Raw genomic sequence first — 25432 nt, 5'->3', positions numbered from 1 at the left:
GCCATGAGCAGCTCGGCAAGCAGTGTCGTCAACGGCGGGATCTCCTTCTGGTACGCGGACGACGGCCTCCCCGCGGTACGCGAGCCCCTGCCCGGGGACGCGACCGCCGACGTCGCGATCGTCGGCGGTGGCTACACCGGTCTGTGGACGGCGTACTACCTGAAGAAGGCCGCCCCCTTCCTCCGCATCACCGTCCTGGAGCAGAAGTTCTGCGGCTACGGCGCCTCCGGCCGCAACGGCGGCTGGCTCTACAACGGCATCGCCGGCCGCGACCGGTACGCCAGGCTGCACGGCCGTGAGGCCGCCGTCCGCCTGCAGAAGGCGATGAACGACACCGTCGCGGAGGTGATCGCGGCGGCCGAGGCCGAGGGCATCGACGCCGACATCCACCAGGGCGGTGTCCTCGAAGTGGCCACCACACCCGCCCAACTGGCCCGTCTGAAGGCCTTCCACGAGCACGAGCTGTCGTACGGCGAGAAGGACCGGGAACTGTACGGCGCCCGCCAGACCGCGGAGCGCATCCGCATCGCCGACGCGGTCGGTTCCACCTGGACCCCGCACGGCGCCCGGCTGCACCCCGTGAAGCTGGTCAAGGGCCTCGCGGCGGCGGTGGAGGCCCTCGGCGTCACGATCCACGAGTCGACCCCGGTGACCGAGATCCGCCCCAAGCACGCCGTCACCCCCTACGGCACGGTCCGCGCTCCCTACATCCTGCGCTGCACGGAGGGCTTCACCGCGTCCCTGAAGGGCCTGAGGCGCACCTGGCTCCCCATGAACTCCTCCATGATCGCCACCGAGCCGCTGACCGAGGACCAGTGGGCGTCCATCGGCTGGGACGGCCGCGAGACCCTCGGCGACATGGCCCACGCCTACATGTACGCCCAGCGCACCGCCGACGGCCGCATCGCACTCGGCGGCCGGGGTGTGCCGTACCGCTTCGGATCGAGGACGGACAACGACGGCCGCACGCAGGAGGCGACCGTCGAAGCCCTCCGGGAGATCCTGACCCGCTTCTTCCCGGCCCTGGCCGGGGTCCGGGTGACGCACGCCTGGTCGGGCGTCCTCGGCGTACCCCGCGACTGGTGCGCCACGGTGACCCTCGACCGCTCGACGGGCCTCGGCTTCGCCGGCGGGTACGTCGGCTCCGGGGTCGCCACCACCAATCTGGCCGCCCGTACCCTGCGGGACCTGGTCCGGCAGGACTCCGGCCAGGGTGGCCGCACCGAGCTGACGGACCTGCCCTGGGTGAACCACAAGGTCCGCAAGTGGGAACCCGAACCCTTCCGCTGGCTCGGCGTGCACGGCATGTACGCCACCTACCGCACCGCCGACCTGCGCGAACGGCTCCGCCCGGGGACGGAGTCCTCGCGGCTGGCGAAGGTGGCGGACCGGGTGGCGGGGCGGCACTGAGCGGGTGGTGACGGTTAGTCTCGCCGCATGATTCGTCCCGCGATACCCGCCGACATCCCCGTCATCCACGCCCTCGTCCGTGAGCTGGCCGAGTACGAGAAGGCTCCGGACGAGGCCGAGGCGACGCAGGAGCAGCTTCGGGAGGCGCTGTTCGGGGAGCGGCCGGCGGCGTTCGCGCACATGGCCGTGGACGACGCCACCGGGGAGGCCGTGGGGTTCGCGCTGTGGTTTTTGAACTTCTCGACCTGGCGCGGGGTGCACGGGATCTACCTGGAGGATCTGTACGTCCGGCCCGGTGCCCGGGGCGGCGGGCACGGGCGGGCGCTGCTGACGGAGCTGGCGCGGATCTGTGTGGAGCGCGGGTACGGGCGGCTGGAGTGGTCGGTGCTGGACTGGAACCGGCCCGCGATCGGTTTCTACGAGGCCCTGGGCGCGCGCCCGCAGGACGAGTGGACGGTGTACCGGCTGACGGACGAGGCGCTCGCGGCCCTGGGATCAGGTCACTGACTCGGGCACCGGGGCGTCGGCCGGCGCCCCGTGTTTCGGGGCCTTGGCCGTGACCAGCAGGCCGGCCGTCAGCCCCGCCAGGAGCATCACGCCGGCCGCCCACCAGATGGCGACGGTGTAGCCGTGGACGACACCGGCCGGGACCACGAGCGCCTTGGGCGCGCCGGTGCGCAGGTGGGCGGTGATGTAGGCGGCGCTGCTGGTGGTGGCGATGGTGTTGAGCAGTGCCGTACCGATCGAGCCGCCCACCTGCTGCGAGGTGTTGACCGTCGCCGAGGTGACGCCGGAGTCGCGGGGCGCGATGCCGGAGGTCGCGGTGGCGAACACGGGCATGAAGGTCAGGCCCATGCCGAGGCCCATCAGGAGCAGGGCGGGCAGGATGTCGGTCGTGTAGGAGGAGTGGACCGTCATGCGGGTCAGGAGCATCATGCCGCCCGCGGCGAGGACCATGCCGGGGGCCATGAGCATGCGCGGGGCCACGCGGTGCAGCAGCCGTGCGGAGATCTGCGTGGAGCCGGTGATGATCGCGGCGGTGAGGGGCAGATAGGCGAGGCCCGTCCTGACCGGCGAGTAGCCGAGGATGATCTGCAGGTAGTAGGTCATGAACAGGAACAGGCCGAACATGCCGATCGTCGCGAGCATCATGGTCAGGAAGCAGCCGGCGCGGTTGCGGTCCTTGATGATGTGCAGCGGCAGCAGGGGGCTCGGGGCCCGGTTCTGCCACCAGACGAACGTGATGAGCAGGGCGATCCCGGCCGCGAAGAGGGCGAGGACCAGCGGGTCGGTCCAGCCGCGCGGTTCGGCCTCGCTGAAGCCGTAGACGATCGCGACGAGGCCGCCGCAGCCGAGCAGGGCGCCGGGTACGTCGAGGCCGGCCTCGCGGTGGCCGGGACGGTCGTGCAGTAGGGCGAAGGCGCCGAACACGGCGAGGACGGCGATGGGCACGTTGACGTACAGGCACCAGCGCCAGTTGAGGTACTCGGTGAGCAGACCGCCGACGATGAACCCGATCGCCGAGCCGCTGCCGGCGAGGGCGCCGTACACGCCGAAGGCCTTGCCGCGTTCGCGGGGGTCGGTGAAGGTCGTGGTCAGCAGGGAGAGCGCGGAGGGCGCGAGGACGGCGGCGAAGGCGCCTTGGAGCGCGCGGGCGCCGAAGAGCATGCCGGAGCTGGTGGCGGCGCCGCCGATCGCGGAGGCGATGGCGAAGCCGACGAGTCCGAGGACGAAGGTGCGTTTGCGGCCGACGAGGTCGGCGATGCGCCCGCCGAGCAGGAGGAGGCCGCCGAAGGCGAGGGTGTAGGCGGTGATCACCCACTGGCGGTTGCCGTCGGACATGTGCAGGGCGCGCTGGGCGGAGGGCAGGGCGATGTTCACGATCGTCGCGTCCAGGACGACCATCAGCTGGGCGAGGGCGATGACGACGAGGGCCCACCAGCGGTGCGGATCGGTCGCCTCGGGGGCCTCTCGGGGGGTTCCGGCCGCACCCGTTCGGCCGTTGCTCATCTGGCCAGAAGACCACGAATCGTGGCGCGTTGCATCCGTGTGCGTGTTCCGGCTGCTCGGGGCTTTCGCCCTGGTATTCGTCAGGCGTTTCATGGCTCCAGTACCACCTTTCCGATAGTTCCGCGGTTCTCGAGTGCGCGGTGCGCCGCGGGCGCGGCCGCGAGGGGGAAGCGGGTGACGGCGGGGCGCAGCCGGCCGTGGGCGGCTTCGGCGAGCGCGCGCAGTTCGAGCGCGTGCAGTCCGCCCGCCCTGCGGAGCATCTCGGGGCCGAGCACGGACTGGGAGACGCCCTCGACGAGGTGTCCCTTGCCCTCCCCGATGCCTTCCGCCGACCAGCCGAAGACCAGGTGCCGCCCGCCGGGTCCGAGGAGGGCGACGGCCTGCCGGGCCGCCTCTCCGCCGACGCCGTCGTAGACGATCGATGCCTGCCTGGCCCCGAGGTCGGCCCGGACCTTCGCGGGCCAGGCGGTGTCGGTGTAGTCGACGGCGAGGTCGGCGCCGTTCGCCCGGACCCGGGCCGTCTTCTCCGGGCCGCCCGCGAGTCCGATCACGGTGGCTCCGGCGTTCTTGGCATACTGCACGAGCAGGGTGCCGATGCCTCCGGCGGCGGCGGGTACGACGACCACGTCGTCCGGTCCCGGCTCGGCGAACTGCACGATCCCGAGCGCAGTACGCCCGGTGCCGATCATGGCGACGGCTGCGGCGAAGTCCAGGTTCCGCGGGATCTCGTGCACGCGGTCGACCTCGGTGACGGCGAGTTCGGCGTACCCTCCGGGCGCGAAGCCGAGGTGGGCCACGACCCGCCTGCCGAGCCACAGCCCGTCGACGCCGTCGCCGAGCGCGTCCACGACCCCGGCGACCTCGCGGCCGGGCACGGTCGGCAGGGTGGGCCGCTCGGGCAGCGGACCTCGGTGCCCGGCGCGCAGGGCGGCGTCGAGCAGGTGCACCCCGGCCGCGGCGACCGCGATCCGCAGCCGGCCCGGGCCGGGGACCGGGTCCGGGGCCTGCTCGTAGCGGAGGTTCTCGGCGGGACCGAAGGCGTACAGGCGGACGGCGTGCATGGTGACCCCCCCAGGAGGACGGCTGTCTCATCGGCTCCACGCTCCGGCCTCAAGCGCGCTTGAGGTCAAGGGCGGGCCGGCCGAGGATCAGGGACACCGCGGTGATCGCGCTGTTGAAGGACACCTCCGACAGCACGCCCGGCGCCGCCACCTGGTCGCCGGCGAGACAGACCCCGTCGCCGCGGTCCACGGCGGGCCGGTCCCGCCAGCTGGTCCCCGGCGGGTCGACGGCCCCGGTACGGCCGTCCGCCATCGCCTCCCGGCGCCAGGTCAGCCGCTCCCGCCAGCCCGGGAAGCCCAGGTCGAGCAGTTCCTCGGCGCGGGCGAGACCGTCGGCCCGGGACTCGCCCGGGCCGATCGGGAACTGGCCCTGGATCAGCTGCTCCCCGGCCGGGGCGAGGGACGCATCCGGTGCCGTGCACCGCTCCAGCCAGCCGGGCGCGTCGAGGTCCGAGAGGACGAACGGGTCGCCGCGCCGGGTGCGGACGGCGAGGTCGAGCAGGACGGTACGGCCGCTGGGCCAGGTCAGCGAGTCGTCGCCGAGCAGCCGGCGGGCGGCGGCCAGCGAGGTGGCGAGGACCACGGGGGTGTCGGTGGGCAGGGCGTCGACGCGGGACAGCGTCTCGATGCGCACGCCCAGCTTCCAGGCCCGGGTGGCCATCCGGTCGATCAGGGAGGCCCAGCCGCCGACCGGGTAGTGCGCCTCCGGCGGCAGCTTGGTGGCCCGGCGCAGCCGCTCCTGCACGAACGCCGCGGACAGGGCGCCGGGGTTGTGGTGGAACAGGGCGACGGCCGCGTAGTGCGCGGCGGCGCGGGCGCCCTCCTCGCCGGCGACGCCGGCCGCCCAGCTCAGGAAGTCGGTGCCGACGGGCGCCTGCCGGATGCCGGGGCGCAGCAGTTTCAGCATCCCGAAGGGCGGGGTGCGGCGCAGTGCGCCGTGGTGCCGCAGCCGCAGCCGGGCCGCTTCCAGGGCCGGGATCGGGGCGAGCGGTCCGATCAGGTTCCGCTGCCGGAGCCAGGTCCAGTGCGGCCCCCCGCTGTAGAGGGCGTGCGGGCCCTCGTTGGTGCGGTACGGCCCCTCGGCGGTGCGGGCCCGGCCGCCCAGGGTGTGGTGGGCCTCGTACAGGGTGACCGTGGCGCCCGCCTCGGCGGCGGCGATCGCGGCGGTGAGTCCGGCGAAGCCACCGCCGACGACGGTGATGCGGTGCGTGGGGCGGTGCATGAGGTGGGCCCTCCCTCTGATCGGTACACCTGGTCCGTGCGTACGGCTGTCGGTTCGTAACTAGGACTGTTTGACGGGCCCGGAATGTGACATCGCCGGGGTTTGCGCAGGTCAGGTGGGTTGTCAGTGGTGGGGTGCAGCATGGGGGCATGGCGAGGAGAGCGACGGGCGGCCGTGCGGCGGGCCGGGCAGCGGTGCGGGGAGCGCGACGGCCGGAGCTGCGGCTGCCGCCCCTTCGGCCGTGGCCGCAGGGGGAGTTGGAGCCGGACGGGGACTACGACGGGCTGGACTTCCAGGACGCCGACCTGACGGGGCAGGACGGCGTGGGCGCCCGGTTCATGGACTGCGCCCTGACCGGCTGTCTGCTGGACGGTACGGCGCTGGGCCGGGCCAGAGTGCTGGACTCGGTCCTGACCGGGCCGCGCGGGGTGGGCACGCATCTCGCCGAGTCCACGTTCCGTGACGTCGAGCTGATCGACGCCCGGCTGGGCGGCACGCAGTTGCACGGCGCCGTCCTGGAACGGGTCGTGGTCCGCGGCGGCAAGATCGACTACCTCAACATGCGGGAGGCCCGCCTGAAGGACGTCGTCTTCGAGTCCTGCGTCCTGGTCGAGCCGGATTTCGCGGGCGCGACCCTGGAGCGGGTGGAGTTCGTCGACTGCGCCCTCAAAGAGGCCGACTTCGGCAGCGCGACACTGACGGACGTGGACCTGCGCGGGGCGGCGCCGCTGGAGATCGTGCGGGGGCTGGACCGGCTGTCGGGGGCGGTGATCAGCACGGGGCAACTGCTGGATCTGGCACCGCTGTTGGCGGCGGAGCTGGGGATCCGGGTGGAGTAGGGCCTATGGCACGCGGGGGAAGCGGGCCTGGAGCGTCCAGATGGCGGGGTTCTCCGACAAGTCCTCATGCAGGTCGGTCAGGTCGGCGATCAGGTCGTGCAGGAAGTCGCGGGCCTCGCGGCGCAGTTCGGCGTGGGAGAAGGACAGCGGGGACTCCTCGGCCGGCACCCAGTCGGCGGTGATGTCCACCCAGCCGAAGCGGCGCTCGAACAGCATCCGGTCGGTGGACTCGGTGAAGTCCAGCTCCGCCCGCTGCGGCCGGGCGGCGCGGGAGCCCATCGGGTCCCGGTCCAGCCGCTCCACGATGTCGCACAGCGCCCACGCGAAGTCCAGCACCGGCACCCATCCCCAGGCTGTGGACAGCTCCCGGTCCGTCTTCGTGTCCGCGAGATACACGTCACCGCAGAACAGGTCGTGCCGCAGCGCGCGCACGTCCGCGCGGCGGTAGTCGGTCTGCGGGGGGTCCGGGAACCGGTTGGAGAGGGCGTAGCCGATGTCGAGCACGTCAGAGATGGTGTCACGCCTCGGCAGCGTCCCCGGACACCCGGATCACGCGAACCCCGGCATTTAAGATCACTGACATGTCCAGATCCGTACGCCTTGTGCCGGCCGCCGCGGCCCTGCTCGCCCTCGCCCTGACGGGCACCGCGTGCGACGCCGGTGTGCATGGCACCCCGGGCGGCTCCGGCGTACGCGACCCCTATTTCCCGAAGGCGGGCAACGGCGGCTACGACGTCGAGCACTACGACCTCACCCTCGACTACACCCCCGCCACCCGCCGTCTCACCGGCACGGCGGTCATCACCGCCCGCGCCACCCAGGGCCTGTCCGCCTTCGACCTCGACCTCGCCGGGCTGCACGTCGACTCGGTCACCGTCGAGGGCAAGAAGGCCCGCTTCAACCGGGCCGGCCAGGAGCTCACCGTCCGACCGCACGACGACCTGAGCAGCGGCGAGACCTTCCGCACCACCGTCCGCTACGCGGGCACCCCGCAGACCCTCACCGACCCCGACGGCTCGAAGGAGGGCTGGCTGCCCACCGCCGACGGCGCCCTGGCCCTCGGTGAACCCGTCGGCTCCATGGCCTGGTTCCCCGGCGACAACCACCCCTCCGACAAGGCCGCCTACGACCTCACCGTGACCGTCCCCAAGGGCCTGCAGGCCGTGTCCAACGGCGAGTTGGCGGACCAGTACACCAAGGGCGGCCGTACGACCTTCCACTGGCACACCCCCCAGCCCATGGCGAGCTACCTCGCCACCGTCGCCGTCGGCCACTTCGACCTCATCCGCGGCACCGGCCCGCACGGACTGCCGATCCTCACCGCCGTCGACCCCACCCAGGCGAAGGCGAGCGAGAAGGCGCTGGCACGGCTCCCCGAGATCATCGAGTGGGAGGAGACGAACTTCGGGCCGTACCCCTTCTCCTCCACCGGCGCGATCGTCGACCGCCCGGACGACGCCGGCTACGCCCTGGAGACCCAGAACCGGCCCGTCTTCCCCGGCGCCCCGGACACCGGCACCCTCGTGCACGAGCTCGCCCACCAGTGGTACGGCGACTCGGTCACCCCGGAGTCCTGGCAGGACATGTGGCTGAACGAGGGCTTCGCCACCTACGCGGAGTGGCTGTGGCAGGAGGACCACGGCGGCGACAGCGTGCAGAAGCACTTCATGGACCTGTACCGCGGCGACAACGAGGCCATCTGGGCCTACCCGCCCGCGAAACCGTCGAGCGCCGCCCACATCTCCGACAGCCCCGTCTACGAGCGGGGCGCGATGGTCCTGCAGAAGATCCGGCAGAAGGTCGGCGACGACACGTTCTACGACATCATCCAGGGCTGGGCCGCCGCCCACCGCCACGGCAGCGCGAGCACCGCCGACTTCACCGCGTACGTGGAGAAGAAGGCCCCGCACAAGGACTTCGCCGAGATCTGGAAGGACTGGCTGTACGGCGACGGCAAGCCGGCCCGTCCGTGACGGGCGCGGTTACCGGGCTCCCCGCTCCAGTGCCGCCCGCATCGCCGCCCGGGCCGCCCACACGGCCTGCGCGTGCCTGAGCCGGTGCTCCTGGAACTCCGGTGTGTCCAGCGCCGGATCACCCGCGGCGAACACCTCCAGCAGTTCCCGCAGGGAGGCGTACACGTCCTCGACGACGTCCGCCATCTCCTCCGGGGCGCAGATCAGCAGGTTCTCCCGGACCTCGTCGCAGCCCGAGTCGCGGAACGCCTCCCGCACGGCCGCGTCCCGCCGGTCCGCGGGCCCGTCCCGGTGGGCGGTGGCGGCCGTGTGCATGGCCTCGTAGGCCAGCCGGTACCTGGTCAGGCAGGTGACATACAGCTCCCTGCGTTCGCGCCGGTCCCGTTCACCGGTCTCGCGCCGCCACCGCACCCGGTCGGCGAGCAGCGTCGAGCCGACCCCGACGACGGCGCCGAGTCCGGTACCGGCCAGTGTCGTCCACTCCACCGCCCGCTCAGTCCTCCCACGCGTCCAGCAGTCCCGCGAGTCCCGGCGGCCACACCGGCTCGGGTGCCCCGGCCAGTTCCCGCCGTGTCCACCAGCGCCAGGCGAGGATGCCGTCGGCGGCGTGCGCGGCGGCGAGGCCGGGGCCGGCCGGGTCCCGGCGCGGGCCGCGGGTGACGTAGACGTGCTCGTGCTGGCGGACGGGTGTGCCGGTGTGAGTGAAGTCGTGTTCCCAGGTGCACAGCAGGGGGCCCGGCTCCAGGCCGGTCCAGCCGGTCTCCTCGGCCAGTTCCCTGAGGGCGCCCTCGCGCGGGGACTCGCCTGGCTCCAGGCCACCGCCGGGCAGCGCCCAGTGGACGCCGACCTCGATGTTGTCGTACCGGAAGAGGAGCACCGCGCCGTCCGGGTCGACGACGGCGATCCGGGCCGCCTTCCTCGGTGTGCGGGACTGCTCGCCGAGCACTTTGCGCAGCACCGCGCAGGGGCGGCCGAGGGCACGGTCGGGGCGGTGGCCGATCACCTCGTAGCCGAGGGCGGTCCAGAAGGCCAGGGCCTTGGGATTGTTGGCGAGGACGGCGAGCCGTACCGCGCTGCGGCGGCCCTGTGCGCGGAAACGCTCCTCGACGAGGTCCGCGACGGCCCGGCCGTGGCCCTTCCCGTGCTCGGCCGCGTCCACCATCAGCAGCCCGATCCACGGATCCGGGTCGGCGGGGTCGGGGTGGTGGGCGAGCGTGCCCGCGAGTGCGACGAGCCGCCCCTCCTCCGTGCGGGCGAGCAGCACCTCGGCGCCCGGCACGGCCAGGTCCTCGGCCAGCGCGGCCGCGACCTGCTCGGGGAGTACGTCGTCCGGGTCGGGGAAGTCGCCGCTGAGCCGGTGGAACTCGCGGTTGGAGGCGTAGAGCGCGGTGAGCTCGGCCAGCAGCGGCGGCGGCAAGTCCCGGCCGGGGGACAGAGGTTCGAGGATCACAGCGGCAAGCTATCCCCGAAGACTCCCTGCCCACCCCGGTTTTTCAACGCCGGGACGGCCGGGCAGTCTCCGGCCGCCGGCCCACTGCGGCCGGAGACTGCCGCTCACCGCAACCGGAGGCCCGACGACCGAAGGCCTCTGCCCGCCGCTGCGCCGCGTTCCGCCTGGATCGGGCCCGGCACCGCCGCCTCCGGATGGCGGCCGAAGCTCAGCGCAGCGTCCGGCGTCCGTCAGACGTTCACACCGAAGTCCTGGGCGATGCCGACCAGGCCCGAGGCGTAACCCTGGCCCACCGCGCGGAACTTCCACTCCGCGCCGTTGCGGTACAGCTCGCCGAAGACCATGGCCGTCTCGGTCGCGGCGTCCTCGGAGAGGTCGTAGCGGGCGATCTCGGCGCCGCCGGCCTGGTTGACGATGCGGATGTAGGCGTTGCGGACCTGGCCGAAGTTCTGGCCGCGGTTCTCGGCGTCGTAGATGGAGACCGGGAAGACGACCTTGTCGATGTCGGCCGGGAGCGCGGCCAGGTTGACGTTGATCGCCTCGTCGTCGCCGGCGCCCTCGCCGGTGCGGTTGTCGCCGGTGTGGACGATGGTGTTGTCCGGGGTCTGCTTGTTGTTGAAGAAGACGAAGTGCGCGTCCGAGTAGACCTTGCCCTGGCCGTTGACCGCGATGGCGGAGGCGTCCAGGTCGAAGTCCGTGCCGGTGGTGGTGCGGACGTCCCAGCCGAGGCCCACGGTGACGGCGGTCAGGCCCGGAGCCTCCTTGGTGAGCGAGACGTTGCCACCCTTGGACAGGCTTACAGCCATGTTGGGAGTCCCTTCCCTTGGATATGTGTGGTGCAGTGCCCTTGAAGCTACCGTCACCGGGAAGAACGTCGAGGGGGTCCCGGTGGTTCCGGAGCCCTTTACCTTTTTTACCGAGCGGGGAGATCCGGGCCCGGAAATCCAGGTGACGCGGACCGGGCGGGGACGGGAACATGGAGGGCATGTCCGGTCCTTACGTCATCCGCGGCTCCGTCTCCCTTCCCGAGGCCGAGCTGATGTGGCGTTTCTCCAGGTCGTCCGGGCCCGGCGGACAGCACGTCAACACCAGCGACTCGCAGGTGGAGCTGCGCTTCGACCTCGCCCGCACCGAGGCGCTGCCGGCGGTCTGGAAGGAGCGGGCGCTCGAGCGGCTCGCGGGCCGGCTCGTCGACGGCGTGGTGACCGTGCGGGCCTCCGAGCACCGCTCCCAGTGGCGCAACCGCGAGACCGCCGCCGTACGCCTCGCCGCCCTCCTCGCGGAGGCCTGCGCGCCCCCGCCCAAGCCGCGCAGGCCGACCCGGATCCCGCGGGGCATCAACGAACGCCGGCTGCGGCAGAAGAAGCAGCGCTCGGAGACGAAGCGGGGCCGCTCGGGCCGCGACTGGGCATGAGCCCGGCGGGCGCGGGGCGACGCCCGTCACCCGTACGGCCCGCCGTGCGGCCCTGAGGCGTCACATCCGGGGCCTGCCGTTCGTCAGTGAGTCAGTGGGTCGGTGAGGGAACGGACCACCAGGCGACGGAGAGGCCGGGCACCCGATGAGCGACGACGAGCGGCAGCACCGCGACGACCACTTTCTCGCCGAGCGGTTCGAGGCGTACCGGGGGCATCTGCGGGCCGTCGCCTTCCGGATGCTGGGCTCGGCCGCGGAGGCCGAGGACGCGGTGCAGGAGGCCTGGTTCCGGCTGAGCCGGACCGACACGCGTGAGGTGGACAACCTCGGGGGCTGGCTGACGACCGTCGTCGGCCGGGTCTGCCTCGACATGCTCCGCTCCCGCCGCTCGTGCGGCGAGGAGCCCCTGGACACCTGGCATCCCGGGGCATCCGCCGAACCGGACCCGGCACAGGACGCCGTGCTCGCGGACTCGGTCGGGATGGCGCTCCTGGTCGTCCTCGACACCCTCTCGCCGGCCGAGCGGCTCGCGTTCGTGCTGCACGACCTGTTCGGGGTGCCGTTCGAGGAGGTCGGCGGGATCCTCGGGCGCAGCCCGGCCGCCGCGCGGCAACTGGCCAGCCGGGCCCGGCGCCGGGTGCGGGGCGCGGAGGCTCCGGAAGCCGACCTGGTACGGCAGCGGGAGGTGGTCGACGCCTTCCTGGCGGCCGCGCGGGAGGGGGACTTCGACGGCCTGCTGGCGGTGCTCGACCCGGACGTGGTGGCGCGCAGCGAGGCGGGTGTGGCCGCCGGTGCGGTGGGCGTCGCCTCCGGTGCGAAGAGCTTCGCCCATCTGGCCCGCGTGGCGCGTCCCGCGCTGGTCGACGGGGCGACGGGGCTGGTCGTGTACGCCGGCGGCCGCGTCGAGCGTGTCCTGACGTTCGCCTTCGCCGCCGACCGCATCACGGCCATCGACATCCTGACGAACCCGGAGGACCTGGCCGAGCTGACCATCGAGCCGGTGTAGCCGAGCCGCCGGGCGTCACCGGAGGTCCAGCACCCCCACCGTCTGTCCCCCGCTCGTCTCCCCGTTCCGGCGGAAGCCCAGGCGGAGGTAGAAGTCCTCGGGGCCGTCCGGGCCGGGGTGCCAGGTGGCGTACAGCTCCTTGCCGCCGCGGCGGCGGATCTCGGCGGCGACCGAGTCGACGGCGAAGCGGCCGTAGCCGCGGCCCTGTTCCTCCGCCGCGATGTTCAGCCGCCACAGCCCGGAGCGGCGCACGCTGCCGTCTCCGTGCCAGTCGATGTCGAAGAAGGCCATCAGGAAGCCGACCGGGCGGTCGCCGTCCACGATGAGGCGGGGCCAGGCGACGCCGGCGGGGTGGACGTACGCCTCGGCGAGGGACTTCACCACGGGCTCGACCGCGTGCTCCTGGTCGGGGCGGATGCGGATGCCGATGGCGGCCTCGACGTTGCGGGGGGTGATGTCTTGCAGGTGCGGGGTGGTCATCCGGGCACGCTAGGCGTGGCGGCCGCCGCGGGGCCACGCAATATCGGGGTCACCCCAACTGCCGGTACCGGCCCCGGAAGTACAGCAGCGGCCCGCCCTCCGCGCTCGGGACGCTCGCGGTCAGGACGCGGCCGATGACGAGGGTGTGGTCGCCGGCCGTCACCCGCTGCTCGGTGCGGCACTCCAGCGTGGCCAGCGCGCCGCCCACCAGAGGGGCGCCGGTGACCTCGCCGCGGACGTACGCGATGTCCTCGAAGAGCAGCCGGTCGCTGATGCGGCCCCGCATGGCGAAGCGGCCCGCGACGTGCCGCTGGCTCTCGGTGAGGACCGACACCGCCCACAGGGGCTGTTCGTCGAGCAGGTCGTCCATGCGGGAGCCCGTGCGCAGGCTCACCAGGACCAGCGGCGGGTCGAGGGAGACGGACATGAACGCGGTGGCGGTCATGCCGACGTCCTCCATGCCCGGCGCGTCCGGGTCGTCCGGGTCCAGCGGCGGCTCCTGCGCGGTCACCAGGACCACTCCGGCGGCCAGCCGGGACATCGCGGCCCGGAACTCGTCGTTGCTCACCCCCTCAGCATGCCCGGAAGCGGCGGGGGCGGTGGGGGAGGGAGTCTTCAGCACGCCCGAAACGCTAGTCTCCGCCCCGCACGGGCCGCATCGGGCCTCCGCCCGAGCCGGGTCCTAGGACCGACGGAGGACCCGTTGTGTGCATGATGTGAACAGACCCCAAAAGCTTGCGTTCAGTAACGCACGCGGAAAACGCGGAAACTCCACTCAGTTGCTCACGTTTGCCTGTGACTTGAGTCACAAGGGTCAGGAATTGTTGACCCTGTGTACCGAGTGGGCAGCGCGCTGTGATTCAGTGGCGGGGGAAACTGGAACGCACCGTAAGAGGCACCCTAAGAAGCGCCGAAGACAACCCTTGATTCGCTGCGAGGTCTCGGGGGGAGGGCGAGCATGGAGACCGAGTCGGAGCCGTACGTCCGTCTTGCGTCCCTGCGACAGCTGCACCAGGTCATGGCCGACATGAACACGGCACGCAGTCTGGCGGACACGCTGCAGACGGTCGCCGACGGCGCCGTACAAGCCCTCGGCTACGAGATGGCGTGCGTGAACCTCGTGCGCCAGGACGGCGATCTCGTCGTCGCCGCGTTCGCCGGGAACTCCGCCGCCGAGGCCCTGATCACCGGCCGGGTCGGCTCCCGCGAGTCCTGGGACCGGCGGCTGAACATGGGCGAGCGCTGGGGTGACCTGGTCTTCATACCGCACACCGAGGGCTGGGTGCTGGACGACGACGACGTCCCCCAGTGGTTCACGGACGGCCCGGCACCACGCTTCGAGGACGAGTGGCACCCCTCCGACCGCCTCTTCGCCCCCATGTACACGCCGGGCGTCTCGGGCGGCTCCTGCGGCGAGCTGCTCGGGGTCATCTCCGTCGACCGGCCGCGCAACGGCCGCCACCCCGGCGCCTGGGGCCGCGAGGCCCTGCAGATGTACGCCTTCCAGGCCGCCATCGCGATCAGCAACGCCCGGCTGCGCGCCAACATGCAGCGAGCCCTGGTCCGCCTGGAGCGCGAGCAGCAGGCCCTGCGGGCGAGTGAGGAAAGCTTCAGGCAGGCCTTCGAGTACGCCCCCTCCGGCATGGCCATCGCAGAGATGGGTGGCGACCAGCACGGCCGCATCCTGCGCACCAACGACGCCCTGTGCCGCCTGCTGGGCCGCCCGGCCTCCGCGATGCGCCGCTACTCCTTCTCCGACCTCGTCCACCCCGAGGACATCGGCACGCTGCTGCGGACCTCGGCGGAGGGCGGCCGCGCGGAGCTGCGCCTCGGCCGCCGCGACGGCACGTACGTCTGGGTGAGCCTGCGCAACAGCGTCGTCGCCGACGCCGCCGACGGCCCCCGCTTCCTCCTCACCCACGTCGAGGACATAGAGGAGCGCAAGCGCCGCGAACTGCAGCTCGCCCACCGCGCCTCCCACGACTCCCTCACCGGCCTGCCGAACTCCGCCGAGCTGCGCTCCCGCCTGGCCGCCCGGCTGTGCCGGCGCCCGGCCCACGCGGGCGATCTGGAGTCGCTGGACGCGGCCTACGGCCACCCCGCCTTCGACGCCCCCGCGAGTCACGGCTTCGACTTCCGGCCGGGCACCGAGGCGTACGGCACCTTCGACCACCACGTCCACACCGTCGCCCCCGAGGACGACCGCGACGACGGCACCAAGGGGCTCGCGGTGCTCTTCTGCGACCTCGACGGCTTCAAGTCGATCAACGACCGCTTCGGGCACAACGCGGGCGACGCGGTCCTGATCGAGGTCGCCCGGCGCCTGTCCCGCGGGGTCCGGGACGGCGACACGGTCGCCCGCCTCGGCGGCGACGAGTTCGTGATCCTCGCCGACGGCCTCGGCCGGGCCGACGCCCAGGACCTCGCCGTACGGCTGCGCAACGAGATCATCCAGCCGATCCGGGCCGAGGGCCGCGCCGTCCGGGTGGGCGCGAGCTTCGGCATCGGGTGGGCACACTGCGGCATGACGGCGGACGAAGTGTTGAAGTCCGCTGACGAGCGGATGTACGTAGAGAAACGATCTCGTCCCAAACAGCACCGACGCGCCGGATGATCCCCAGGTCAGCGAGTTGATGCGGTGCGAGTCACCCGTTTGGCTCAGCCGGAGCGGGTAGGCTCGCCTTTCCAGACCTGTACCGCATCCACCCGCACCCGCTGAGGAGACCAAGGGATGACGCCCGGCGAAAACGGCCCGAGCACGCCCGAGGACGACGACCCGTTCGGCTATCTGTACGCCGACGGTCAGGCCAGAGGGGCTCAGCCGCCGTCCGGCGGTTACGGCTACCCGAACTCGGTCAGCAGGGTGCGGGCGGTCGGCGAACGCCAGTACGGCCAGCAGCAGGCCACCTACGGCCAGGGCGTGCCCCAGCAGCAGCCCGGCTACGGCCAGCCGAACGCCTACTACCAGGCCCCCGAGACCCTCCCCGGCGGCACCCCGCCGAGCAGCCCCCGCTCCGCGCCGCCCGCCCCCGGCCGCCGCGGCCCGAACACCAAGGGCCTGCTGATCGGCGCGATCGCGGTGGTCGCCGCGGTCGTGATCGGCATCGGCGTGGCGATGCTCAACGGCAACGACGACAAGAACACCGGCAACCAGGCCGGCACGACTCCGTCCCAGTCCCAGTCCCAGAGCCACGCCCCGAGCCCGTCCAGCAGCATCACGGCGGAGAGCGGCCAGCTGAAGACCGACGCGACCGCCGGCGGCGTTCAGCTCGCCGGCGGCGCGGCGAAGGCCTCGGACGTCAAGGGTGCGAAGAGCGCGGACGGTTCTTACGTGGGCGGCCTGAACACGGTCGGCTCCTCGATCACCTGGACCGTCGACAACGTCCCCTCGGCCGGCGAATACACCCTGTTCGCACACTTCAGCGTGGCCGGCCCGGACCAGAAGATGACGGTGAGCATCAACGGCAAGCCGTTCGCCACCGGGCTGCCGTTGAAGAACTACACCCACGCCAAGGACGGCGACTACGCCAATGGCTGGACCACGACCTACGTGTACCCCACCCTCAATCAGGGTTCCAACACGATCTCCGTCTCCTGCCAGCCCGGTGACCAGTGCAACGCGCTGATCGACCAGTTCTGGCTCGAGGAGGGGGAGCACACGCTGAAGGGCTAGGCCGCGCTGACCACCCCGGTCACCGCCACCGTCCCATGCAGCTCCTCGTACACCGCCGGGTCGAACTCGCCAGCGGCAGGGGCTCGTACGGTCGCCGCCGACAGGGCGACCGCGCGGGCCAGGCGGTCCGGCCACGGAAGGTTCTCGATGAGCCCCGACAGCAGGCCCGCGACTGCCGAGTCGCCCGCGCCGGTCGGGTTGCCGCGCACCAGGGCCGGTGGGGTGGCGCGCCAGCGGCCCTCGGGGGTGACGGCCAGCAGGCCGTCCGCGCCGAAGGAGGCGACGACCGCGTGGGCGCCGCGCCGCCGGGCGTCCTGCGTTGCCCGCAACGGATCGTGGGAGCCGGTCAGTTCGGCCAGTTCGTCGGCGTTCGGCTTGATGAGGTCGGGGCGGGCGGCCACCCCGCGGCGCAGTGGTTCGCCGCTGGTGTCCAGCAGGACGGGGACGCCGGCCGACCGCGCCGCGCGGACCAGGTTCGCGTACGCCCCCACCGGCACGCCCGGCGGCAGGCTGCCGCACAGGGCCACCGCCGAGGCGGACGGCAGCAGTTCCTCGTAGCGGTCGAGGAAGGCCCCCCACTCGGCCGGCGCTATCGGCGGGCCCGGCTCGTTCAACTGGGTGGTGTCGCCCGACAGTTCGTCCACGACCGCGATCGTGCGCCGACTCGCCCCCGCGACCGGCACCAGCGCGTCCGTCAGCCGGGGGATCCCGCCCAGCCGGTCGCGTATCGCGCGCCCGGTGCCGCCGCCCGCGAACCCCGTGACCGTCACCTCGCGCCCGAGCGCGGCCAGCACCCGGGCCACGTTCACGCCCTTGCCGCCGGGCCGTTCGACGACCTCCGAGACCCGGTGCGAGGCGTGCGGCCGTAGCGACCGCACGCGATAGGTGAGGTCGAGAGCGGTGTTCAGCGTGACCGTGAGGATCACCCGGGCCGACCTCCCTCGAAGTCCATGCGCCTGCCATCGGTGTCCGGGGGCACGATCATGCCAAACAGACGGCGGTCGGCCCAGTCACGAGTCGGCCGCCGTCCACGGAAAAGAGGGGCAGATCAGGCCAGTTGGGGCGGGATCACCACCCACTCGCCCTGCCGCATCACGCCCTTGACGTCGAAGTCCGCGTCCAGCACCACCAGGTCGGCGTCCTTGCCGGGCTCCAGCGAGCCGATGCGGTCGGAAAGGCCGAGGAGACGGGCCGGGTTGACCGACAGGGCCTGTACGGCGTCCTCGACCGGCAACCGGTCGACGGTCACCGCCCGCTTGAACGCCCGGTCCAGGGTCAGCGTGGAGCCCGCGATCGAGCCGCCCTCCACCAGCCGGGCCACGCCCTCGCTGACCTCGACCTCCAGCGGGCCCAGCATGTAGCGGCCGTCGCCGATGCCGGCCGCGTCCATCGCGTCCGTGATGAACGCGACCCGGTCCGCCCCCGCGCGGTGGAAGGCCAGCTCCAGCGCGGCCGGGTGGAGATGCGTGCCGTCGTTGATCAGCTCGACCGTGACCCGCTCGTCCTCCAGCAGGGCGGCGATGGGGCCCGGCGCCCGGTGGTTCAGGGCCGGCATCGCGTTGAACAGGTGGGTGGCGACCGTGGCGCCCGCGTCGATGGCCTCGACCGTCTGCTCGTACGTGGCGTCCGTGTGCCCGATCGCCGCGATGACGCCGTGCTCGGCGAGCAGCCGTACGGAGTCGGTGCCGCCCGGCAGCTCCGCCGCGAGCGTGACCATCCTGGCCTTGCCGCGCGCCGCGTCGATCAGCTTGCGGACCTCGGCCGGGTCCGGGTCGCGCAGCAGTTCCTCGGAGTGGGCGCCCTTGCGGCACGGCGAGATGAACGGCCCCTCGAAGTGGATGCCGGCGATCTCCCCCTGCTCGGCCAGTTCGCTCAGCAGCCCGGCCTGGCGGACCAGCAGGTCCATCTCGTCGGTGACGGTGGAGGCCACCAGGGTGGTGGTGCCGTGCAGCCGGTGCGTGCGGACCGCGGTGAGGATCTGCTCGGCCGTACCGGAGAAGGACGCACCGCCGCCGCCGTGGTTGTGGATGTCCACGAACCCCGGCACCAGCCAGTGGCCGGTCACGTCGATCACCTCGGCGTTCCCGGGAGCGGCAGCGGCGATCTTCGTACCCTCGACGACCACACGCCCGTCGTCCAGGGCCCCGCTGGGCAGCACCACCCGAGCACCTGCGAGAACCAAGCTGGGAGCCATCAGGCAGTTACCTCCGAGGGGTCGGTGGAATCGGCGTCGGTGGAGCCGGGGCCGGGGTCGGTGCGGACGGGTCCGCCGGTGTCGAGGAGATCGCGGGCCAGCAGGCCCGCGCCCAGGCAGCCGGCCGTGTCCCCGAGCGCCGCCGGGACGATGGCCGGCAGTTTCTGGAAGGTGACCCGGCGCCGGACGGCGTCCCGCAGGGGCTGGAACAACACTTCCCCCGCCTCGGCGAGACCACCACCGATGATCAGGGTGCGCGGGTCCAGCAGGGTGAGCGCGGTGACCAGGCCGTCGGCGAGCGCGTCGACCGCCTCCCGCCAGACCCGGACGGCGTTCGGGTCGCCGGACACGACGGCCTTGGCGCAGTCGGCGGCGTCCGCGTCCGGGTCCCCGCCGGCCGCCGCCCAGGCCTCGCTGACGGCGGACGCGGAGGCGTACCGCTCCAGGCAGCCGCGCTGCCCGCAGGGACACGCGATCCCGCCGGGCCGTACGACGACGTGGCCGATCTCGCCCGCGAAGCCGTGCGCGCCCGCCTCCACCCGGCCGTCGATGCCGATGGCGCCCGCGATACCGGTGCCGAGCGGCACGAACAGGAACCGGTCGGCGCCCTTGCCCGCGCCGATCCGGCCCTCGGCGAGACCGCCGGTGCGCACGTCGTGGCCGAGGGCGACGGGGATGCCGAGCCGCTGCGTGAGCAGCGCCCGCAGCGGTACGTCCCGCCAGCCGAGGTTGGCCGCGTAGGAGGCGATGCCCCGCTGCTCGTCGACGATGCCCGGGACCGCGATGCCGGCAGCGGCGGCGGCCTCGCCGTAGCGCTCCACGCCGTACGCGTGCAGCTCGGCGGCGAAGTCGAGGATCGTCGCGATCACCGCGTCCGGGCCGCGCTCGCGGCCGGTGGCGCGGCGGGCACGGTGGAGCAGCTCGCCGTCGTCGCCGACGAGGGCGGCCTTCATCCCGGTACCGCCCACGTCCAGGGCGATGACATGTCTCACCACGGGCCCTAGTGTGGCCCTCCCACCCGCGAGAGGTCTAGTCCACTCACGTGGTGTAGACCTTATGTGTCCATATATTGAACGGTCAGACAGCAGGGTTGGGGCTTTGAGGGTGCGTCGGCGTACGGCAGGAACGATCGCGGTGGTGTCCGCACTGGGCATGACGGCGGTCCTCGGCGGCTGCGGGAGCACGGGCTCCTCCGACGTCACGTTGAGACTCGTCGCCGCCGACTACGGCGACTCGGCGGCCAACAGCTCCCGGAAGTACTGGGACAGCCTGGCCAAGGAGTACGAGTCCAAGCACCCCGGTGTGAAGATCGACGTCAGCGTGTACTCCTGGAACGACGTCGACGCCAAGGTCAAGGACATGGTCGCCGCAGGCCACGCCCCCGACCTGGCCCAGATCGGCGCCTACGCCGACTACGCGGCCGCGGGCAAGCTCTACCCGGCCTCCGACCTGCTCTCCATCCGGACCCAGGCCGACTTCCTCTCCCAGCTCACCGAGGCCGGGCAGTGGAACCACACGCAGTACGGCATCCCCTTCGCCGCCTCCACGCGCGTGCTCTTCTACAACAAGACTTTGTTCGCCGAGGCTGGCATCACCCCGCCCACCACCTGGGACGAACTGGCCGCCGACGCCAAGGCGCTCAAGGCCAAGGGCGTGAAGTACCCCTACGCGCTGCCGCTCGGCCCCGAGGAGGCCCAGGCCGAGACCATGCAGTGGCTGCTCAGCGGCAGCAACCCCAGCGACGGCGGCAACGGCTACACCGACGACATCGGCACCTACACCATCGACTCCGCGCCGAACGTCCAGACCTTCACCTGGCTCAAGGACGAGCTGGTCGACAAGGGCCTGACCGGGCCGGTCGCGCCCGGCAAGCTCAACCGCGCGAGCGCCTTCGCCGCCTTCGCCGACGGCCAGGTCGGCATGCTCAACGGCCACCCGACGCTGATCCAGCAGGCCGAGAAGAAGGGCGTGAAGTTCGGCATGGTCCCGATGCCGGGGCGCACCGGCACGGCCAGGGCCTCCATGGGCGTCGCCGACTGGATGATGGCCTTCAAGCAGAACGGGCACCGCGACCAGACAGGCGACTTCCTCAACTTCGTCTACACGGAGAAGAACGTGCTGGCCTTCTCCCGCGAGTACGGCCTCCTCCCGGTCACCGGCTCCGCGTCCAACGCGATGAGCGCGTCGGACTCCGCCCCCGACAAGGCTCTGCACCCCTTCCTCGACCAGCTGGCCACCTCCGAGCTGTACCCCGTCGGCAAGACCACCTGGGCGTCGGTCAGCGCGGCCGTGAAGCAGAACATCGGCCAGGCCGTCGCCCCCGGCGGCGACCCCGCCGGCGTCCTGACCCGCCTCCAGGCGATGGCGGCGGCGGCGGACAGCGGCGCGACGAACTGAGCGCCCTGTCGGACCCCACCGCTACGGTGGCCGCATGGAACTCGCCCCCCGCGAACAGGCCATCCTCGCCCTGGAGCGCCGCGGCTTCCCCGGCCCCGGCGCCAAGGAACGAGCGATACGCGAGGAACTGGGCCTGTCCCCGGTCCGCTACTACCAGCTCCTGAACGCACTGCTGGACGACGAGAGGGCGCTGGCGGCGGACCCGGTGACGGTCAACCGCCTGCGCCGGGTACGGGACTCCCGACGGACGGAGCGCTGAACCGGCTGAGCGGGGGCCTGGCGCCGGTGCCGGCCGGGGTGGGCGCGCCTACCGACGTCGGCGGTGTGCCGGGTGCCGCCGCTGGACGCCGGGGGCCTTCGCTTACCGGCGCCGGTGGGGTGCCTCCCAGGGCCCCCAGCGCCCACCCGTGCCGCCCAGCGGCGCGGCTGCCCGCAGCTGTGCGGGTGTGACGGCCGCCGCTGCCCCCGGCGGCGGATGCGTCTGGCGGGGTGCCTCCCAGGGCCCCAGCGCCCACCCGTGCCGCCCAGCGGCGCGGCTGCCCGTAGCTGTGCGGGTGTGACGGCCGCCGCTGCCCCCGGCGGCGGGTGCGTCTGGCGGGGTGCCCATCCAGCCGGCCGAGCCGGGTGGGTGGGGAGGCGGAGTCCCAGGAGTGAGTCCGGCCGCGCCTGGATAGTGTCGCTGTATGGACCCTCTGCCGACCCCGCGGACCCAGCCCGGCCGGGACGGACTCGCCGCGCTCCTGGCGAAGCCGTCCGCGGCGAGTGTCGGTCTGGACTTCGACGGCACACTGGCCCCCATCGTCGCCGACCCCGAGCAGGCCCGCGCCCACCCCGAGGCCGTACCCGCACTGGCCGCCCTGGCCCCCAAGGTGGCGTCCGTCGCCGTGATCACCGGCCGCCCCGCCGCCGTCGCGGTCCGCTACGGCGGCTTCACCGGCGTCCCCGGCCTGGAGCACCTCACCGTCCTCGGCCACTACGGCGCCGAACGCTGGGACGCCGTCACCGCCACCGTCACCGCCCCGCCCCCGCACCCCGGGGTCGCGGCGGCCCGCGCCGAACTGCCGGGTGTGCTGGAGCGCGCCGGCGCCTGGCACGGCACCTGGATCGAGGAGAAGGGCCGGGCGGTCGCGGTGCACACCCGCCGCGCCGACGACCCGCAGGCCGCGTTCGAGGCCCTGCGCGGCCCCCTCACCGACCTCGCCGCCCGCCACGGCCTGATCGTCGAACCCGGCCGCCTGGTCCTGGAGCTGCGCCCACCGGGCATGGACAAGGGCGTGGCCCTCACCGACCACGTCCGCAGGACCGGCGCCGAGTCCGTCCTCTACGCCGGTGACGACCTCGGCGACCTCCCCGCCTTCGCCGCCGTCGACGAACTCCGCGCCGACGGCGTCCCCGGTCTCCTGGTCTGCAGCGGCAGCACGGAGGTCACCGAGCTGGCGGAGCGCGCGGACATGGTGGTCGACGGCCCGGCCGGTGTCGTAGACCTGCTGCGGAGTCTCGCCGCTCAGCTGGACTGAAGCTCCTCCAGCGCCCGCAGCTGATCCAGGAACCACTGGGCCGGGGGAAGCGCGGTGGCCGCCGCCGCCAGCCTCTTGGTGCGGTCCGCCCGCTCCTCCGGCGGCAGGGACAGCGCCTCGTGCAGGGCCCGCGCGGTGTCCAGCACGTCGTAGGGGTTCACCACGAACGCGTGGGCGCCCAGCTCCTCGTACGCCCCGGCCTCCCGCGACAGCACCAGCGCGCACCCCTCGTCGGAGACGACCGGCACCTCCTTGGCGACCAGGTTCATGCCGTCCCGGATGGGGTTGACCAGCGCCACGTCGGCGAGCCGGTACGCGGCCAGGGAGCGGGCGAAGTCGTCCTTGACGTGCAGCACGACCGGGGTCCAACCGGGCGTGCCGTAGGCCGAGTTGATCTCCTCGGCCACCCGCTGCACCGCGGCGGTGTAGTCCCGGTACACGGCGAGGTCCTGCCGCGACGGATACGCGAACGCGAGGTGCACCACCCGCTCCCGCCACTCCGGGTGCTCCTCTAGCAGCTGCCGGTACGCCAGCAGTCCGCGCACGATGTTCTTGGACAGCTCCGTGCGGTCGACGCGGACGACGGTCCTGCGGCCCTCGCCGATCTCCTCGCGCAGGGCCGCCATCCGCTCCTCCACGTCCGGCTGGTGCGCGCGGGCCCGCAGGAAGTCGGCGTCGGCGCCGAGGGAGTGCACGCCGATGTACGTACGACGACGTCCCTCGCGCAGGTGCTCGACGTGCCCGGCGGAGCCCGACGGCCAGGCCACCAGGTAGCGCTCGGCGTCCAGTCCCTCCGCGCACCGCTGGAAGGCCGTCGCCCACCGCCAGGTCAGGAACGCCACCCGGTCCGCGCCGAGCATGCCCGCCATCAGCTGCTCGCGGATGTCCCCCGGGAGCAGCTCGAAGTAGTCGGGGGGCGCCCAGGGGGTGTGCGAGAAATGGCCGATCCGCAGGTCGGGGCGGAGCCCGCGGAGCATCCCGGGCACCAGGCACAGGTGGTAGTCCTGCACCAGGACCGTCGCCCCCTCGGCCGCCGCCTCGGCCAGCGCCTCGGCGAACGCCCGGTTGTAGGCCTCGTACGACGCCCACTGCCGCCGGAACTCCGCGTCGAAGACCGGCTCCAGCGGGGTCTGGTACAGCATGTGGTGGACGAACCACAGCACCGAGTTGGCGATGCCGTTGTAGGCGTCGGAGTGCACGCTCGCGTCGATGTCGAGCATCCGCACCCGCTGCCCGCCGGTGTCCTCGTCCGGCAGCGGCCCGTCGCCCGCGCGCCGCACGGCCGCCCGGTCCCCGTCGCCGAGCGCCGAGCACACCCACAGCGAGTCCGCGCCCGACCCGATGGCCGACAGCCCCGACACCAGCCCGCCGCCGCCCCGCTTGGCGTGCAGCGAGCCGTTCTCGTCCACCGTGTACGAAACCGGGCCGCGATTGGACGCGACCAGCACCCGAGCCTTCTCGGCAGCACCCTGCGTGGAAGCCATGGTCCTCAACCTAGCCCGGCCCGGAAACGCTCAAACGTACGGCCACGCCCGGCACGCCGACGTATACGACCGGTTCACGCCACCTTGCGCTCGGCATATTCCGCGATCTCCACCATCGGCGGCCGTTCCTCGGTGTCCACCGAGTAGGTGCGTGGCTCGAAGCCGTCCTCGCCGCGCTCGAACTGGGTGAGGGCGGGGCGGATCAGATGGCCGCGGGCCAGCCGGAGCTGGGCCGTGCGGTAGATCGCGGCGGCCATCCGGCCCAGCGCCTGCCCGTCCTGGTGGCGGTGCTTGCGCACGCCCAGGTCCACCTGGGCCAGCGCGTCGAGACCGACCAGGTGCAGGGCGTCCACCAGCATGCCCAGCTCCACGCCGTACCCGACCGGGAACGGCAGCTGCTCCAGCAGCGAGCGCCGGGCCGCGTACTCGCCGCCCAGCGGCTGCACGAATCCGGCCAGCTGCGGCCAGTGCATGTTCAGCAGCGGGCGGGCCATCAGCTCGGTGACCCGGCCGCCCTGGCCGGCCGTCCCGGCGAGCGGGCGGTCGTACATGCCCTTGACCAGGTCCACCCCGGGGTCGGTGAGCAGCGGGCCGACGATCCCGGAGACGAAGTCGGAGGAGAACTCCCTCAGGTCCGCGTCGATGAAGCAGACGATGTCCCCGCCGGTCACCAGCAGCGAGCGCCACAGCACCTCGCCCTTTCCGGGGACGGCGGGGATGCGGGGCAGGATCTCGTCCCGGTGAACGACCCGCGCGCCGGCGGCGGCGGCGACCTCGGAGGTGCGGTCGGTGGAGCCGGAGTCGACCACCACGATCTCGTCGACGAGCGGGACCCGCTCCACGAGGTCGTGCCGGATGACCGCGACGATGTCTCCGACCGTCTCCTCCTCGTTGAGCGCGGGCAGCACGACGGAGACCGACTGGCCCGTGCGCTGCTTGGCAGCAAGGATCCTGTGCAGCGGGCGATCGGTCACCGACCAGGAACGGGTGGCCAGCCAGCGCTCGACTTCTTCCAGCACGGTCAGCGGCTCCTCACGTGTCTCGCGGTTCGGACGGCTATCTCAACTGTCCTGGCCTTCGGTTACAGTCTTGAACAACGTCGGTGACCATCGCATGTCGGGGTCGGCGGCGCGCTCACAACTGCATACCGCTCATCCAGAGGGGCAGAGGGACACGGCCCGATGAAGCCCCGGCAACCCCCCTGAGTCGAACTCGTTCACGCGAGGCTCCCGGCCAGGGAAGGTGCCAAATCCGTCTCACGGCGAGATGCGTCGTGAGGAAGATGAGGAGAAAGGGCCTCGC

The 25432-nt window shown here is 72.7% G+C and carries 25 protein-coding genes and 1 riboswitch; of the genes, 11 read left to right on the top strand and 14 right to left on the bottom strand.

Features of this window, described 5'->3' with window-relative positions:
• Window positions 1–3 precede the first annotated feature (3 nt).
• Both ACQPXS_RS22620 and ACQPXS_RS22615 read left to right on the top strand, forming a co-directional pair.
• Window positions 4–1410: an NAD(P)/FAD-dependent oxidoreductase gene (locus ACQPXS_RS22620; protein WP_433451119.1), complete on the top strand. Its 1407-nt coding sequence runs from the start codon at window positions 4–6 to the stop codon at window positions 1408–1410.
• A gap of 27 nt (window positions 1411–1437) precedes the next feature.
• Window positions 1438–1917, top strand: a complete 480-nt coding sequence (locus ACQPXS_RS22615) for a GNAT family N-acetyltransferase (RefSeq protein ID WP_351805357.1) — start codon at window positions 1438–1440, stop codon at window positions 1915–1917.
• Here ACQPXS_RS22615 and ACQPXS_RS22610 read toward each other — a convergent pair.
• The 3 genes from ACQPXS_RS22610 to ACQPXS_RS22600 form a co-directional block, all read right to left on the bottom strand.
• Complete coding sequence (locus ACQPXS_RS22610) at window positions 1906–3420, bottom strand: MFS transporter (RefSeq protein ID WP_433451118.1); 1515 nt, start codon at window positions 3418–3420, stop codon at window positions 1906–1908. The genes ACQPXS_RS22615 and ACQPXS_RS22610 overlap by 12 nt on opposite strands.
• Before the next feature lie 89 nt (window positions 3421–3509).
• Entirely contained in the window at window positions 3510–4481 is a 972-nt protein-coding gene (locus ACQPXS_RS22605; protein WP_433451117.1) for a zinc-binding dehydrogenase, read from the bottom strand.
• Window positions 4482–4530: 49 nt separating this feature from the next.
• The gene (locus tag ACQPXS_RS22600) at window positions 4531–5703 is read right to left on the bottom strand and encodes an NAD(P)-binding protein (protein ID WP_433451116.1); all 1173 of its coding nucleotides are present in this window, start codon (window positions 5701–5703) and stop codon (window positions 4531–4533) included.
• Window positions 5704–5852: 149 nt separating this feature from the next.
• Between ACQPXS_RS22600 and ACQPXS_RS22595 the strand changes: the two genes are divergently transcribed.
• A complete protein-coding gene (locus ACQPXS_RS22595) occupies window positions 5853–6542 on the top strand; it encodes a pentapeptide repeat-containing protein (RefSeq protein WP_433451115.1) in 690 nt (229 codons plus the stop codon).
• A gap of 3 nt (window positions 6543–6545) precedes the next feature.
• On the opposite strand, the gene ACQPXS_RS22590 is transcribed toward ACQPXS_RS22595, so the two are convergent.
• The gene (locus ACQPXS_RS22590) at window positions 6546–7046 is read right to left on the bottom strand and encodes a hypothetical protein (RefSeq protein WP_356303744.1); all 501 of its coding nucleotides are present in this window, start codon (window positions 7044–7046) and stop codon (window positions 6546–6548) included.
• A gap of 77 nt (window positions 7047–7123) precedes the next feature.
• Here ACQPXS_RS22590 and ACQPXS_RS22585 point away from each other — a divergent pair, with 77 nt between their 5' ends.
• Complete coding sequence (locus tag ACQPXS_RS22585; protein ID WP_433451114.1) at window positions 7124–8515, top strand: M1 family metallopeptidase; 1392 nt, start codon at window positions 7124–7126, stop codon at window positions 8513–8515.
• Between the two features lie 9 nt (window positions 8516–8524).
• On the opposite strand, the gene ACQPXS_RS22580 is transcribed toward ACQPXS_RS22585, so the two are convergent.
• From ACQPXS_RS22580 to ACQPXS_RS22570, 3 genes are all read right to left on the bottom strand, one after another.
• Window positions 8525–9001 carry a hypothetical protein gene (locus ACQPXS_RS22580; RefSeq protein ID WP_433451113.1) on the bottom strand — a complete coding sequence of 159 codons (477 nt, stop codon included), beginning with the start codon at window positions 8999–9001 and terminating at the stop codon, window positions 8525–8527.
• Between the two features lie 7 nt (window positions 9002–9008).
• A complete protein-coding gene (locus tag ACQPXS_RS22575) occupies window positions 9009–9965 on the bottom strand; it encodes a GNAT family N-acetyltransferase (RefSeq protein ID WP_433451112.1) in 957 nt (318 codons plus the stop codon).
• 230 nt (window positions 9966–10195) lie between these two features.
• Window positions 10196–10771 (bottom strand): TerD family protein, encoded by a 576-nt coding sequence (locus tag ACQPXS_RS22570; RefSeq protein WP_153543370.1) that lies wholly within the window; start codon window positions 10769–10771, stop codon window positions 10196–10198.
• A gap of 170 nt (window positions 10772–10941) precedes the next feature.
• On the opposite strand from ACQPXS_RS22570, the gene arfB reads away from it, so the two are divergent.
• Together arfB and ACQPXS_RS22560 are read left to right on the top strand one after the other, a co-directional pair.
• Window positions 10942–11379 carry an alternative ribosome rescue aminoacyl-tRNA hydrolase ArfB gene (arfB, locus tag ACQPXS_RS22565; RefSeq protein WP_365327193.1) on the top strand — a complete coding sequence of 146 codons (438 nt, stop codon included), beginning with the start codon at window positions 10942–10944 and terminating at the stop codon, window positions 11377–11379.
• A gap of 145 nt (window positions 11380–11524) precedes the next feature.
• Complete coding sequence (locus ACQPXS_RS22560; protein ID WP_433451111.1) at window positions 11525–12385, top strand: sigma-70 family RNA polymerase sigma factor; 861 nt, start codon at window positions 11525–11527, stop codon at window positions 12383–12385.
• Window positions 12386–12400: 15 nt separating this feature from the next.
• Here the strand turns inward: ACQPXS_RS22560 and ACQPXS_RS22555 are convergent, their stop codons facing one another.
• Complete coding sequence (locus ACQPXS_RS22555; protein WP_433451110.1) at window positions 12401–12865, bottom strand: GNAT family N-acetyltransferase; 465 nt, start codon at window positions 12863–12865, stop codon at window positions 12401–12403.
• Window positions 12866–12914: 49 nt separating this feature from the next.
• Complete coding sequence (locus ACQPXS_RS22550; protein ID WP_433451109.1) at window positions 12915–13487, bottom strand: flavin reductase family protein; 573 nt, start codon at window positions 13485–13487, stop codon at window positions 12915–12917.
• Window positions 13488–13823: 336 nt separating this feature from the next.
• Between ACQPXS_RS22550 and cdgB the strand changes: the two genes are divergently transcribed.
• Both cdgB and ACQPXS_RS22540 read left to right on the top strand, forming a co-directional pair.
• Complete coding sequence (gene cdgB, locus ACQPXS_RS22545; RefSeq protein WP_433451108.1) at window positions 13824–15479, top strand: diguanylate cyclase CdgB; 1656 nt, start codon at window positions 13824–13826, stop codon at window positions 15477–15479.
• A 117-nt stretch (window positions 15480–15596) separates the two neighbouring features.
• A complete protein-coding gene (locus ACQPXS_RS22540) occupies window positions 15597–16538 on the top strand; it encodes a carbohydrate-binding protein (protein WP_433451107.1) in 942 nt (313 codons plus the stop codon).
• Here ACQPXS_RS22540 and ACQPXS_RS22535 read toward each other — a convergent pair.
• From ACQPXS_RS22535 to ACQPXS_RS22525, 3 genes are all read right to left on the bottom strand, one after another.
• Window positions 16535–17464, bottom strand: a complete 930-nt coding sequence (locus ACQPXS_RS22535) for a 1-phosphofructokinase family hexose kinase (protein WP_433451106.1) — start codon at window positions 17462–17464, stop codon at window positions 16535–16537. The genes ACQPXS_RS22540 and ACQPXS_RS22535 overlap by 4 nt on opposite strands.
• Before the next feature lie 122 nt (window positions 17465–17586).
• The gene (nagA, locus tag ACQPXS_RS22530; protein WP_433451105.1) at window positions 17587–18732 is read right to left on the bottom strand and encodes an N-acetylglucosamine-6-phosphate deacetylase; all 1146 of its coding nucleotides are present in this window, start codon (window positions 18730–18732) and stop codon (window positions 17587–17589) included.
• Window positions 18732–19685 carry an ROK family protein gene (locus tag ACQPXS_RS22525; RefSeq protein WP_390682300.1) on the bottom strand — a complete coding sequence of 318 codons (954 nt, stop codon included), beginning with the start codon at window positions 19683–19685 and terminating at the stop codon, window positions 18732–18734. Before ACQPXS_RS22525 ends, nagA begins: the two co-directional genes overlap by 1 nt.
• Window positions 19686–19866: 181 nt before the next feature.
• Between ACQPXS_RS22525 and ACQPXS_RS22520 the strand changes: the two genes are divergently transcribed.
• The 3 genes from ACQPXS_RS22520 (at window position 19867) to otsB (ending at window position 22646) form a co-directional block, all read left to right on the top strand.
• Window positions 19867–21129 (top strand): extracellular solute-binding protein, encoded by a 1263-nt coding sequence (locus tag ACQPXS_RS22520; protein ID WP_433451104.1) that lies wholly within the window; start codon window positions 19867–19869, stop codon window positions 21127–21129.
• 34 nt (window positions 21130–21163) lie between these two features.
• Window positions 21164–21388, top strand: coding sequence for a DUF3263 domain-containing protein (locus ACQPXS_RS22515; protein WP_351601564.1), 225 nt, complete (start codon window positions 21164–21166; stop codon window positions 21386–21388).
• Between the two features lie 424 nt (window positions 21389–21812).
• Window positions 21813–22646, top strand: a complete 834-nt coding sequence (gene otsB, locus ACQPXS_RS22510) for a trehalose-phosphatase (RefSeq protein ID WP_433451103.1) — start codon at window positions 21813–21815, stop codon at window positions 22644–22646.
• On the opposite strand, the gene ACQPXS_RS22505 is transcribed toward otsB, so the two are convergent.
• Both ACQPXS_RS22505 and ACQPXS_RS22500 read right to left on the bottom strand, forming a co-directional pair.
• A complete protein-coding gene (locus ACQPXS_RS22505) occupies window positions 22634–24130 on the bottom strand; it encodes an alpha,alpha-trehalose-phosphate synthase (UDP-forming) (protein ID WP_433451102.1) in 1497 nt (498 codons plus the stop codon). The two genes, otsB and ACQPXS_RS22505, sit on opposite strands and share 13 nt — an antisense overlap.
• Before the next feature lie 74 nt (window positions 24131–24204).
• Complete coding sequence (locus ACQPXS_RS22500; RefSeq protein WP_433451101.1) at window positions 24205–25149, bottom strand: glucosyl-3-phosphoglycerate synthase; 945 nt, start codon at window positions 25147–25149, stop codon at window positions 24205–24207.
• 129 nt (window positions 25150–25278) lie between these two features.
• A riboswitch (SAM riboswitch) is annotated at window positions 25279–25419 on the top strand.
• The last annotated feature ends 13 nt before the right edge of the window (window positions 25420–25432 follow it).

Origin of the sequence: Streptomyces sp. CA-142005, from assembly GCF_050942335.1 — a bacterium.
Classification (GTDB): Bacteria; Actinomycetota; Actinomycetes; order Streptomycetales; family Streptomycetaceae; genus Streptomyces.
The sequence above is the reverse complement of the archived record's forward strand: the minus strand, read 5'-3'. Positions and strand labels throughout refer to the sequence as shown.

Bases quoted from the DNA above. Each gene is read 5' to 3' on its own strand.
- ACQPXS_RS22620 (WP_433451119.1), top strand. From the start codon at position 4: ATGAGCAGCTCGGCAAGCAGTGTCGTCAACGGCGGGATCTCCTTCTGG.
- ACQPXS_RS22615 (WP_351805357.1), top strand. From the start codon at position 1,438: ATGATTCGTCCCGCGATACCCGCCGACATCCCCGTCATCCACGCCCTC.
- ACQPXS_RS22610 (WP_433451118.1), bottom strand. From the start codon at position 3,420: ATGAGCAACGGCCGAACGGGTGCGGCCGGAACCCCCCGAGAGGCCCCC.
- ACQPXS_RS22605 (WP_433451117.1), bottom strand. From the start codon at position 4,481: ATGCACGCCGTCCGCCTGTACGCCTTCGGTCCCGCCGAGAACCTCCGC.
- ACQPXS_RS22600 (WP_433451116.1), bottom strand. From the start codon at position 5,703: ATGCACCGCCCCACGCACCGCATCACCGTCGTCGGCGGTGGCTTCGCC.
- ACQPXS_RS22595 (WP_433451115.1), top strand. From the start codon at position 5,853: ATGGCGAGGAGAGCGACGGGCGGCCGTGCGGCGGGCCGGGCAGCGGTG.
- ACQPXS_RS22585 (WP_433451114.1), top strand. From the start codon at position 7,124: ATGTCCAGATCCGTACGCCTTGTGCCGGCCGCCGCGGCCCTGCTCGCC.
- ACQPXS_RS22570 (WP_153543370.1), bottom strand. From the start codon at position 10,771: ATGGCTGTAAGCCTGTCCAAGGGTGGCAACGTCTCGCTCACCAAGGAG.
- arfB (WP_365327193.1), top strand. From the start codon at position 10,942: ATGGAGGGCATGTCCGGTCCTTACGTCATCCGCGGCTCCGTCTCCCTT.
- ACQPXS_RS22560 (WP_433451111.1), top strand. From the start codon at position 11,525: ATGAGCGACGACGAGCGGCAGCACCGCGACGACCACTTTCTCGCCGAG.
- ACQPXS_RS22555 (WP_433451110.1), bottom strand. From the start codon at position 12,865: ATGACCACCCCGCACCTGCAAGACATCACCCCCCGCAACGTCGAGGCC.
- cdgB (WP_433451108.1), top strand. From the start codon at position 13,824: ATGGAGACCGAGTCGGAGCCGTACGTCCGTCTTGCGTCCCTGCGACAG.
- ACQPXS_RS22540 (WP_433451107.1), top strand. From the start codon at position 15,597: ATGACGCCCGGCGAAAACGGCCCGAGCACGCCCGAGGACGACGACCCG.
- nagA (WP_433451105.1), bottom strand. From the start codon at position 18,732: ATGGCTCCCAGCTTGGTTCTCGCAGGTGCTCGGGTGGTGCTGCCCAGC.
- ACQPXS_RS22525 (WP_390682300.1), bottom strand. From the start codon at position 19,685: ATGAAGGCCGCCCTCGTCGGCGACGACGGCGAGCTGCTCCACCGTGCC.
- ACQPXS_RS22515 (WP_351601564.1), top strand. From the start codon at position 21,164: ATGGAACTCGCCCCCCGCGAACAGGCCATCCTCGCCCTGGAGCGCCGC.
- otsB (WP_433451103.1), top strand. From the start codon at position 21,813: ATGGACCCTCTGCCGACCCCGCGGACCCAGCCCGGCCGGGACGGACTC.
- ACQPXS_RS22505 (WP_433451102.1), bottom strand. From the start codon at position 24,130: ATGGCTTCCACGCAGGGTGCTGCCGAGAAGGCTCGGGTGCTGGTCGCG.